This window comes from Kitasatospora arboriphila (assembly GCF_039528095.1).
Lineage (GTDB): Bacteria > Actinomycetota > Actinomycetes > Streptomycetales > Streptomycetaceae > Kitasatospora > Kitasatospora arboriphila.
Map to the genome: position 1 here is coordinate 1 of NZ_BAAALD010000148.1, position 11299 is coordinate 11299.

Consider the following 11299-nt stretch of genomic DNA (forward strand, 5'->3'; position numbering starts at 1 on the left):
CCCGCTGATTAAGAGTCAGCTGCTCTAACCAACTGAGCTAGCGGCGCCTGCTGACCTGCGGAACACTACACGCCGCGGCGGGCGGAACGGAAATCGTGACGGTCCGGTCACCAGGTGTCGCGGCCGGCCGCCCTGACGGCCACCCGACGACGACCGTGCAGCGGCGACCGCGCGCCGGCAGGCAGCGCGGTGATCACGAGGCGGGCGCGGCGCGCGGGGCCGTGCGGAGAGACCGCCCCCGTGTACCGACCTCCGCCTTGACCTTCCGCGTTGCCCGCAGACCGCCCATGTCGTCGTTCCAGTCGCCAGGGAATCTAGCGGGCGAACCAGGAGGGGACGGGACACCTCCACGGGCACACGCCGCGCCGTGCCGTCCTGTCACCCGGTTCGCGCACTCCGCCGTCAGCCGGGGGTTGACGGCGGACCGGCCGGCGGCACCGTCGCCCCGGATGCGTGCGCACGGCCTGCGGGAATGCCAGGATCACGGGGGCAGAGCCCGGTCCGAACTCCCCGAAGGCGGCACCATGACCAGCGAAGCGGACCTGCCGCCGACCGCGGCGGCCGGCACCCCCGCCCACCTCCAGCACGCCCGTCCGGTGCGGCGGATGGCCCCGCGCTCGCGCAGCGAACCGCACCGCACGGCCACCCCGCTGGAGCTCTTCTTCGACCTCTGCTTCGTGGTCGCCGTCGCCCAGGCCGGGGTGCAGCTCGCGCACGCCCTCGCCGAGGGCCACGCCGCCACCGGCGTCCCGCGCTACCTGTTCGTGTTCTTCGCGATCTGGTGGGCGTGGGTGAACTTCACCTGGTTCGCCTCCGCGTACGACGTCGACGACGTCCCGTACCGCCTCACCACCCTGGTGCAGATCACCGGCGTGCTGGTGCTCGCGGCCGGCGTGCCCCGGATGTTCCAGGACCAGGACCTGGTGCTCTCGGTGGTCGGCTACGTGCTGATGCGCTTCGCCATGGTCACCCAGTGGCTGCGCGCCGCCGCCTGCGAGACCGGGGCGGCCCGCACCGTCGCCCTGCGCTACGCCCTCGGCATCACCCTCTGCCAGATCGGCTGGGGGCTGATCCTGCTCGTCCCGCACGCCGCCTACCCGTACGTCATCCCGCTCGGCATCCTGGCCGAGCTGGCGGTGCCGGTGCTGGCCGAGCGCAGCGCGCAGACCACCTGGCACCCGCACCACATCGCCGAGCGGTACGGCCTGTTCACCCTGATCGTGCTCGGCGAGACGGTGGCCGCCGCCACCCTCGCCGTGCAGACCGCCCTGGACGAGCACGAGGCGATCGGCGACCTCCTGCCGATCGCCGCCGGCGGCGTGCTGCTCTGCTTCGCCGCCTGGTGGATCTACTTCGCCGAACCCGTCCACGGCCGGCTCCGCTCCAACCGGCAGGCCTTCCTCTGGGGCTACGGGCACTACCTGGTGCTCGGCTCGGCGGCCGCGATCGGCGCGGGCCTGGAGGTGACGGTGGAGTTCTCCGTCCACCAGGCGCACATCGGGGCGGTGGCCGCCGCCGCGGCGGTGACCGTGCCGGCCGCGCTCTACCTGTTCACCGTCTGGCTGCTGCAGTCCCGGCACTTCAAGCAGGGCGCCGAACAGGCGGTGCTGCCGGCCGCCGCGGTCGCCGTGCTGGCCTGCACCGCGCTCGGCCGGGACGCCGTCCTCGCGGCCGGCCTGGTCGCCGCCGCCACGGTGGCCGCCGGCATCGTCCTGCGCGCCCGCCGCCTGAACCGCCGCGCCGCTTGAGACCCGCCGCGCCGCCACCGCCCGCAGGCGGGCCGCGGGTCGTCGGTGGCGGCTGCCAGGATGACGGCAGCAGTCCGTCCCCGCACAGATCGGCCCCGCCATGCCAGCCGTTCCCGAGCAGCTCGCCGACCTCCCCTACGCCGAGCTGCTGAGCCCGCACGCCGGCCGGTTGTACGGCGACGAGCGCTACGACACCGTGCACTTCGACGGCGGCACGTACGAGGGCCGGGCGCTCGGCGCGGGCTTCCTGGAGTGCGCCTTCACCGGGGTCGAGCTGGACGGCACCGGTCTGCGCACCGCCCGGTTCAACGAGGTCTGGCTGCAGGGCTGCCGCCTGGTCGGCGCCGACCTCGCCGAGAGCGAGTGGCAGGACGCGACGCTCCTCGGCTCGGTGCTCGCCGGGATCTCCTGGTACGGCTCGGCGCTGCGCCGGGTGGTGCTGCGCGGCTGCAAGCTGGAGGCGGTCAACCTGCGCGGCGCCGTGCTGCGGGACGTCGTCTTCGAGGACTGCCTGCTGCGCGACGTAGACCTCGGCGAGGCGAAGCTGACCTCGGTCTCGGTGCCGGGCTCCACCCTGGACGGGGTCCGGTTCGCCGGTGCCCGGATGGAGAAGGTGGACCTGCGCGGTGCGGCGAAGCTGGGCCTGCCCGACGCCCACCTCGGCCTCTCCGGCGCCGTCCTGAACACCGGCCAGCTGTTCGAGCTGGCCCCGCTCTTCGCCCAGGCTCTCGGCATCACCGTCAAGGACTGACCCGCAAGGGCTGACCGGCAAGGGCTGACCCGCAAGGACTGACCGGCCCGGTCCGGCCGGTTAGAACGCGGCGAGCGCCTCGGCGACCGTCCGGTCGCCCGCCATCAGCTCCAGCGTCCGCCCGACCGCCGGTGCGGGTTCGGTGAGCAGGGCGGCCAGCACCGCCGCGACGTCGGCCCGCGGCACCGGGCCGCGTCCGACGGCGTCGCCGAGCCGGACGAGGCCGGTGGGCGGTGCGTCGGTGAGCGGGCCGGGCCGCAGCACCGTCCAGTCCAGTGCGGTGCGCCGCCGCAGGTCGTCGTCGGCGGCGCCCTTGGCGCGCAGGTAGGCGCCGAAGACCGGGTCGGGGCCGTCCGGGGCGGCGGCGTCCGCGCCGATCGAGGAGATCATCAGGTACCGGCGGACGTGTGCGAGTTCAGCGGCGTCGGCGAGCAGGGCGGCGCCCGCACGGTCGACGGTGTCCTTGCGGGCGGCGCCGCTGCCCGGCCCGGCCCCGGCCGCGAACACCACGGCGTCGGCGCCGTCCAGGACGGCGGCGAGCGCCTTCGGGTCCGTGGCCTCCAGGTCGAGGACGACCGGTTCGGCGCCGCGCTGCCGCAGGTCGTCGGCATGCTCGGCGCGCCGGACGAGTCCGACGGGGGTGTCCCCGCGGTCGGCGAGCAGCTGCTCCAGGTGCAGGGCGATCTGTCCGTGTCCACCGGCGATGACGATGCGCATGCCCGCCACGCTATCCCCGTTCACCGTCCGGTCGCCGGGCGACGCGACGGCGAACAGTCCGTCAAAGTTCGCTCCCGGGCATGGCCATGGCGCCCCGCCCTGCGTGACGATTCTCCGCGACCGATGGCACGGCAACGTGTTCATACAACATCACCGGACATCATCACCGAAGGGACGGCGGCCCGATGGCTGAGCTGAGTCGCAGGAAGTTCATGGCGCTGTCGGCGAGCGCCGCGGCGGGAGCCGCGGTGGCCTCCACCGCGCTGGGCGGCACCACCCGGGCCTCGGCGGCCGGCCTCAGCACGACCGGCACGATCGCCGACGCCCGGCACATCGTGATCCTCATGCAGGAGAACCGCAGCTTCGACCACTACTTCGGCATGCTGAAGGGCGTGCGGGGCTTCGCCGACCGCAGCGCCATCCAGATCGCCGGCGGCTACAGCGTCTTCAACCAGCCGAACGGGCTGGGCCGCCAGTACCCGTGGCAGTTCAGCGCCACCAAGCCGGCGGGCGGCGCGGACCCGGAGCGCCTCGCCCAGTGCAACGGCGACCTGTCGCACGCCTGGTCCGACCAGCACAACGCGTGGAACGGCGGCAAGCTCGACTCCTGGGTCTCCGCCAAGGGCAACGTCCGCACGCTGGGCTACCTGACCCGCGCCGACATCCCCTTCCACTACGCGCTGGCCGACAACTGGACGGTCAACGACGCCTACTTCTGCTCGGTGCTGAGCGCCACCGGCCCCAACCGCACCTACCACTGGTCCGGCCAGATCGACCCGGCCGGCACCGCGGGCGGCCCGGCCTACGACGGCGGCGACGAGTCCGGCCTGCGCTGGCAGACCTACGCCGAGGCGCTGGAGGCGGCCGGCGTGAGCTGGAAGGTCTACCAGAACGCCGCCGACAACTACGGAGACAACGCCCTCGCCTACTTCACCCGGTTCAGCTCCGCCCCGGCGGGCAGCCCGCTCGCGGTCAAGGGCATGGGCTCGGTGCCGAAGAAGACCGGGAGGACGCCCGACGACATCGCCGCGGCGATCCGCGCCGACGTGGTGGCCGGCACCCTGCCGCAGGTGTCCTGGATCGTCCCCGACCAGGCCTCCTCCGAGCACCCGTACGCCACCCCGGCCGACGGCGCGCACTTCGTCCACATGGTGATGGACGCGCTCAACGCGGACCCGGACGTCTTCGACTCCACCGTCCTCTTCCTCAACTACGACGAGAACGACGGCTTCTTCGACCACGTCCCGCCGCCGGCGGCTCCGGCCGGCACGGCCGGCGAGTTCTACAACGGCACCAACATCGGCCTCGGCTTCCGCGTCCCGCTGATCGCGATATCCCCGTGGACCCGCGGCGGCTGGGTCAGCTCCGAGGTCTCCGACCACACCTCGGTGCTGCGCTTCCTGGAGAGGTGGACGGCGGCCATCGGCAGGCCCGCCACCTGCCCCAACATCAGCGCCTGGCGGCGCAAGGTCTGCGGCGACCTCACCGGCATGTTCGACTTCGCCAACCCGGTGTACGGGCTGCCAGCGCTGCCCAACACCGACGCCACCATCGGCCTGGCCGCCTGCGGTCCGCTGCCCAACCCGGCGCCGGTCGACAACAAGCTGCCCCAGCAGGAGCCCGGCACCCGGCCTGCCCGCGCGCTGCCCTACCAGCCCAACGCCAACCTCGACCACCTGGAGTTCGGCTCCGGCGGCGTGATGAAGGTTTGGATCGCGATGGCCAACCAGGGCGCCGCCGGCGCCGCGCACCTCGCGGCCTACGCCAACGCCCACCGCAGCGGCGGCCCCTGGCAGTACACCGTCGACGGCGGCGGCTCCACCAGCGACTTCTTCAACTGCGGCACCGGCTTCGGCGGCGGCCCGTACGACCTGAGCGTGGTCGGCCCGAACCGCTTCCTGCGCCGCTTCAAGGGCGACGCCACCAAGCCCGGCAAGCTGGTCTCGGTCACCGCCTCGTACGCGAACGTCCCGACCACCGGCAAGCTGGCGCTCTGGTTCGCCTTCGCCAACACCGGCACGGCGGCAGTCACCTTCACCGTCACCTCCACCAACTACCGCAACGACGGTCCGTGGACGTACACCGTCCCGGCCGGCGGCACCGCCTCGGACTTCTTCAACGCGGTGGCCTACAACAACGGCTGGTACGACTTCACGGTGACGGTGGACTCGGACCCGACCTGGTCGCAGCGGTTCACCGGCCACCTGGAGACCGGCGCCGCCAGCGTCTCCGGCTGAGCCGAACGGGGGACGCCCGCCCGCGCCGCCGCCCGCGGCGCGGGCGCCCCCGGTGGCATGCCCCGCGGCGTAGTGTGACAGTGAGGGAGGCCCGGGTCGGACTGCACGCGAGGAGGAAGACATGGGCATCTTCGACAGGTTCCGGCACAAGGCGCACGAGTCGGGCGACCCGGCCGGGCGCGCGGCGCTCGCGCACGACGAGGCCGCCGACGCCTTCGGCGACACCGCCGAGAGGAGCCGCATGGACGCCCAGCACCGGGCGGAGCAGATGGAAGAGGACCGCAGGGCCGCGTCCGACATGACCGCCGAGGGCGATCCCTGGGACTGACCGACCCGACCACGGACCCGATCGCGAACACCGATCCGCACGCCGAGGGGCCCGGCCGCCGGCCGGGCCCCTCGGCGTGCGGTTCCGCCCGGCCCGTCAGGCGCGCGGCGGCAGCGGCGGGCGCCGCAGGTCGGGCCGGGGCGTGTCCCCCGGCGGCGGCACCGCCGCGTGCTGCTCCGCCAGCAGTTCCATGGCGAGTTCCACCGCGGCCGCCAGGTCGGTGTGCTCCCCGCGGGCCCAGCTGTGCGGGGTGCGCAGCACCTCCACGTCCGGTTCGACGCCGCGGTTCTCCACGGACCAGCCGATGCCCTCGGTGAACCAGGACGCGTTCTTGGGCACCGAGATCTGGGTGCCGTCGCCGAGCACGTGCCGGCCGGTCATCCCGACCACGCCGCCCCAGGTGCGGGTGCCGACCACCGGGCCGAGTCCGAGCAGCTTGATGGCGGCGATGATCACGTCGCCGTCCGAGCTGGTGGCGTGGTCGGCGAGGGCGACCAGCGGGCCGCGCGGCGCGTCCCTGGGCCAGCGCACCGGGTGCCGTCCGCGGGTGAAGTCCCAGGCCAGCACCCTGCGGTTGAGCTTCTCCAGGACCAGTTCGGAGACGTTGCCGCCGGCGTTGCCGCGGACGTCCAGGATCACGGCGGGCTTGGCCAGTTCGCTGCGCAGGTCGCGGTTGAACTGGGCCCAGCCGGAGCCGCCGAGGTCCGGGATGTGCAGGTAGCCGCACCGGCCGTCGCTGAACTCGCGGACCAGCTTGCGGCGTTTGCCGACCCAGTCCTGGTAGCGGATCGGCCGTTCGTCGGTGAGCGGGGTGACGGCGATCCGCCGGATCCGTCCGGAGTCCTTGCAGCGCAGGGTGAGTTCGACGGTGGTGCCGCCGGTGCCGGCCAGCAGCGGGGCCGGGCCGCGGACCGGGTCCGGCGGGCGGCCGTCGACGGCGATCAGCTCGTCGCCGTCCTGGAGGCCGAAGCCGGCCAGCGGTGCCCGGGCCCGCGGGTCGGAGGACTCCCCGGGCAGGATCCGGTCGACCAGCCAGCGGCCGTCCGGGTCGCGGTGCGCGTTGGCGCCGAGCAGGCCGAGCGGCTGCTGGAGCAGCTGCGGGCCCTCGCCGCGGCGCGAGGGCGTGACGTAGGCGTGCGAGGTGCCGAGTTCGCCGAGCAGCTCGCGCAGCAGGTCGGCGAAGTCGTCGGGGCCGGCGATCCGCTCCAGCAGCGGCTCGTACTGGGCGACCAGCTCGGGCCAGTCCAGGCCGCACATGTCCTCGTCCCAGAACTGGTCGCGGACGATCCGGGCGGCCTCGTGGTACGCCTGCCGCCACTCCGCGGCGGGGTGCACGATGTGGGTGATCCGCCGCAGGTCGACGGTGATCGGGGAGCCGAGCGGCAGCGGGTGCAGCTTGAGCGCGCCGGCGGAGTACACCAGCACGGAGCCGCCGTCGCCGGAGACCGAGAAGCCGTCCAGCTGGTCGGCGACGGTCGAGCGGCTGCCGTGGGCGAGGTCGAAGTACTCCAGCGAGGGCTTGCCGGAGGTGTCGGTGGGGCTGGCGAAGGTCTGGCCGAGGGCGCCGGAGATCGGCCAGCGCAGCCAGAGCACCCCGCCGCGGACGGGCGCGGTCGCCGAGTACTTGGACGCGGTGACCGGGAAGGGCACCAGCCGCTTGGTGAGGCCGTCCTGGTCGACGGTGACGGTGCCGTCGCCGGTGGCCTCGTCCGGGTCCAGCCCGACCGCGGGACGGCCCTCCACCGGGGCGGCGAACGGGGACGGGGTGCCCGCGGAGAGCGGGACGAGGTACGGGCGGCAGCCGAGCGGGAAGGACATGTCGCCGGTGTGCACGTCGTGCACCGGGTCGAAGCCGCGCCAGGACAGGAAGACCAGGAAGCGGCCGTCCCGGGTGAAGACGGGGTGCTCGTCCTCGAACCGGCCGCCGGTGACGTCCACGATCCGCTCCGCGGCGTCCACCCGGGTCAGCCGGATCGCCCGCAGCGACCGTCCGGCGACCGGCTGCGACCAGGTGAGCCACTGCGAGTCGGGGGAGAAGGCGGGGCTGCTGACCGGCCCGTACTGCGAGGACGCCACCTCGCGGACCTCGCCGTCCTCGGTGGCGACCAGCAGCAGCCGCCCGTCGGAGGCGGCCACCGCCAGATGGCGCCCGTCGGGGGCGGCGGACAGCTCCTGGACGTGCCCGATCCGGCCCGCGGCGATCCGGCGGGACGGGCCGCCGTCGCCGCCTCGCGAGGGCAGCGGGGCGATCTCCACGGCGTCCTCGCCCTCCGCGTCGGTGACCCAGGCGACGTGGCCGCCGAATGCCGGCAGCACCGGCAGCCGGGAGCGCACCCCCGGGGTGTCGGCGAGCACCCGGGCCGGGCCCTCGCGGTGGGTGAGCCAGTACAGGCTGCCGCGGACGTTGACCACCCCGGCCCGGCCGGTCGGGTCGCAGACCAGGTCCTTCACGTTCAGCGCCGCCGACACCTGGTAGGGGCGCCGGCCGGCCCGGGAGCCGCCGAGCGGCACCTCCAGGCGGCGCGGGGCGGGGGAGTCCAGGCCGTCCAGCAGCCAGAGGTCGCCGGCGTGCTGGTAGACGATCCGGGTGCCGTCGGAGGCCGCCTCGCGGGCGTAGTAGGAGGCGTGGTCGGTGTGCCGGCGCAGGTCGGAACCGTCGGGGCGGCAGGAGTACAGGTTGCCGACGCCCTCGTGGTCGGAGAGGAAGGCGATCCGCGGGTCGTCCGGTTCGCCGACCGGCATCGGTGAGGCGAGGTGCCCGGTGTGGCCGGGCAGCAACTCGCCGTGGTCGAGCCAGAGCCGGCCGGTGGCGCCGCCGCGGTAGCGCTTCCAGGAGGCCGGGCCGTGCGGGGCGGCCGAGGTCAGCAGCACGGTGTGCTCCAGCCCGACCTGGGCGTCGTTGACCGGCCCCCAGGGCATCCGGCGGCCTGGCGCGCCGTCCGGCGGCAGCGCGTACGCCCAGGTGTAGTGGGCGAACGGCTCGTGGTACGAGGTCACGGCGAGGACCTGGCTGTTGGGCAGCCAACCGCGGACCCGGGTGTCGTGGCTGCCCCAGAAGGTGAGCCGGACGGCCTCGCCGCCGTCCACCGGGGCCGTCCACACCTCGGGGGTGAGCGCCTGCCAGCTGGTCCAGGCGGCGGTGCGGCCGTCGGGGGAGAGCCGGGGGTTGCTGACCCGGACGCGGTCGCAGCTCACCCGCCAGGCGCGTCCGACGGTGCCGTCCGGGTGCAGCGGCGCCACCCACACGTCGTCCTCCGCGGTGAAGGCGAGCAGATCACCGCGAATGTGGGGGTACCTGAGATATCCGGACACTTCTCCATGGTTCGGCGGCCTCGGGGGCCGCGCAACCCGCCGCCCTACTCGGCCTGCGACGGCGGGCCTTGACGGTGCGCCGACTCCATTGACAGGGCCGCGGGAATTCCGCTTCAGTGGTCTAGTCCAAGTGTGGTCCAGTCCAATGCGGCGTCCCCTGCCGCGGCTGCCGCACGCCCGGCCGGCCCCCACCGCGCCCGGACACCCCCATGTCTCACGGCTGTCCCACGGCAGGAGCATCCCCCACATGCGCGCTACCCCGAGACCCTCCCACGCCGCACCGCCCGGCCGCCGCGTGCTCGCCGCGGCCACCGCCTGGACGGTCGCCGCGGCCGGTGCCGTCGCGCTGACCGTCGGCCTCGCCAACTCCGCCAGCGCCGGCGAGTTCCTGGCCAACGGCGGCTTCGAGAGCGGTTCGCTGGCCCCGTTCAGCTGCACCGGCGGCACCGGCAGCGTCGTCACCGGCCAGTCCCACACCGGCAGTTACGCCCTCGCCGGGGCCGCCTCGGCGAGCGACAACGCCCAGTGCACGCAGACCGTCGCGGTCGCCCCCAACACCGCCTACACGCTCTCCGCCTGGGTCAAGGGCGCCTACGTGTACCTCGGCGTCGACGGCGGCGCCTCCACCTGGACGCCGGGCACCGGCGGCGCGTACCAGAAGCTGACCGTCAGCTTCACCACCGGCGCGAGCCAGACCAGCGCCACCGTCTTCACCCACGGCTGGTACGGCCAGGGCACCTACTGGGCCGACGACATCTCGCTGGACGGCCCGGGCGCGCCCTCGCAGCCGCCCACGTCGCAGCCGCCGACCTCCCAGCCCCCGACCAGCCAGCCCCCCACGTCGCAGCCGCCCACCTCGCAGCCGCCGACCAGCCAGCCCCCGACCTCGCAGCCGCCGACCACCCAGCCGCCCGGCGGCGGGCTGCCCGCGCACGCGCTGGTCGGCTACCTGCACGCGAGCTTCGCCAACGGCGCCGGCTACACCCGGATGGCCGACGTCCCGGCCTCCTGGGACGTCATCAACCTGTCCTTCGGCGAGCCCACCTCGGTGACCTCCGGCGACATCCGCTTCAACCGCTGCCCGGCCACCGAGTGCCCGACCGTCGAGTCCGACGCCGACTTCAAGGCGGCCATCGCCGCCAAGCGCGCCCAGGGCAAGAAGGTGCTGATCTCGATCGGCGGCCAGAACGGCCAGGTCCAGCTCACCACCACCGCCGCCCGCGACGCCTTCGTCTCCTCGGTCTCCGCGATCATCGACAAGTGGGGGCTGGACGGCCTCGACATCGACTTCGAGGGCCACTCGCTCTCCCTCAACACCGGCGACACCGACTTCAAGAACCCCACCACCCCGGTGGTGGTCAACCTGATCTCGGCGCTGAAGACGCTCAAGGCCAAGTACGGCTCCGGCTTCGTGCTGACCATGGCCCCGGAGACCTTCTTCGTCCAACTCGGCTACCAGTACTACGGCTCCGGCCCCTGGGGCGGCCAGGACCCGCGGGCCGGCGCCTACCTGCCGGTCATCCACGCGATGCGCAACGACCTGACCCTGCTGCACGTCCAGGACTACAACTCCGGCTCCATCATGGGCCTGGACAACCAGTACCACTCCATGGGCGGCGCGGACTTCCACGTCGCGATGACCGACATGCTGCTCAAGGGCTTCCCGGTGGCCGGCAACACGGCGAACGTGTTCCCGCCGCTGGCCGCCTCGCAGGTCGCCATCGGCATGCCCGCCACCACCAACGCCGGCAACGGCTACGTCGCCCCGGCCGAGGTCGACAAGGCCCTCGACTGCCTCACCAAGACGGTCAACTGCGGCAGCTACGTCCCGCGCAGCGGGGCGCAGCCGAACCTGCGCGGCCTGATGACCTGGTCGATCAACTGGGACCGCTTCGGCGGGCAGGAGTTCTCCAAGAACTTCGACGCCTACTTCGGCTGACCCGCACCCACCGGGCCCCGGGCGGACCTCCCGCCCGGGGCCCGGTGTCGTTGACGCCCCCGCGGCGGCGGCCGATCATGGGGGCAGCCCGACCACCAGCAGGGAGAGCCCATGACCGGCCCGCTCGTCCTCGGCCTCGACGCCGGCGGCACCGGCAGCCGGGCGGTCGTCGCCGACCTGCACGGCCGGGCGCTCGGCCGGGACGGCGGCGAGGGCGCCAATCCGGTCGCGCTCGGGCGTGCCGCCGCCGCCCGGGCGGTGGGTGAC

Annotated in this window: 7 protein-coding genes; 5 read left to right on the forward strand and 2 right to left on the reverse strand. The window is 74.0% G+C overall.

What is annotated here, in order from left to right; all coding sequences use genetic code 11:
- Positions 1 to 524 precede the first annotated feature (524 nt).
- Both ABD353_RS37480 and ABD353_RS37485 read left to right on the forward strand, forming a co-directional pair.
- On the forward strand, positions 525 to 1748 hold the full coding sequence (locus ABD353_RS37480) for a low temperature requirement protein A (RefSeq protein WP_344628202.1): 1224 nt from the start codon (positions 525 to 527) through the stop codon (positions 1746 to 1748).
- A gap of 100 nt (positions 1749 to 1848) precedes the next feature.
- Positions 1849 to 2499 (forward strand): pentapeptide repeat-containing protein, encoded by a 651-nt coding sequence (locus ABD353_RS37485; protein ID WP_344628203.1) that lies wholly within the window; start codon positions 1849 to 1851, stop codon positions 2497 to 2499.
- A gap of 60 nt (positions 2500 to 2559) precedes the next feature.
- Here the strand turns inward: ABD353_RS37485 and ABD353_RS37490 are convergent, their stop codons facing one another.
- Entirely contained in the window at positions 2560 to 3216 is a 657-nt protein-coding gene (locus tag ABD353_RS37490; protein ID WP_344628204.1) for an NAD(P)H-binding protein, read from the reverse strand.
- 185 nt (positions 3217 to 3401) lie between these two features.
- Here ABD353_RS37490 and ABD353_RS37495 point away from each other — a divergent pair, with 185 nt between their 5' ends.
- Both ABD353_RS37495 and ABD353_RS37500 read left to right on the forward strand, forming a co-directional pair.
- Positions 3402 to 5453, forward strand: coding sequence for a phosphocholine-specific phospholipase C (locus ABD353_RS37495; RefSeq protein ID WP_344628205.1), 2052 nt, complete (start codon positions 3402 to 3404; stop codon positions 5451 to 5453).
- A 121-nt stretch (positions 5454 to 5574) separates the two neighbouring features.
- The gene (locus ABD353_RS37500; protein ID WP_344628206.1) at positions 5575 to 5781 is read left to right on the forward strand and encodes a hypothetical protein; all 207 of its coding nucleotides are present in this window, start codon (positions 5575 to 5577) and stop codon (positions 5779 to 5781) included.
- 96 nt (positions 5782 to 5877) lie between these two features.
- On the opposite strand, the gene ABD353_RS37505 is transcribed toward ABD353_RS37500, so the two are convergent.
- Positions 5878 to 9093 (reverse strand): S41 family peptidase, encoded by a 3216-nt coding sequence (locus ABD353_RS37505; RefSeq protein WP_344628207.1) that lies wholly within the window; start codon positions 9091 to 9093, stop codon positions 5878 to 5880.
- A 247-nt stretch (positions 9094 to 9340) separates the two neighbouring features.
- Here ABD353_RS37505 and ABD353_RS37510 point away from each other — a divergent pair, with 247 nt between their 5' ends.
- Entirely contained in the window at positions 9341 to 11032 is a 1692-nt protein-coding gene (locus ABD353_RS37510; protein WP_344628208.1) for a chitinase, read from the forward strand.
- The last annotated feature ends 267 nt before the right edge of the window (positions 11033 to 11299 follow it).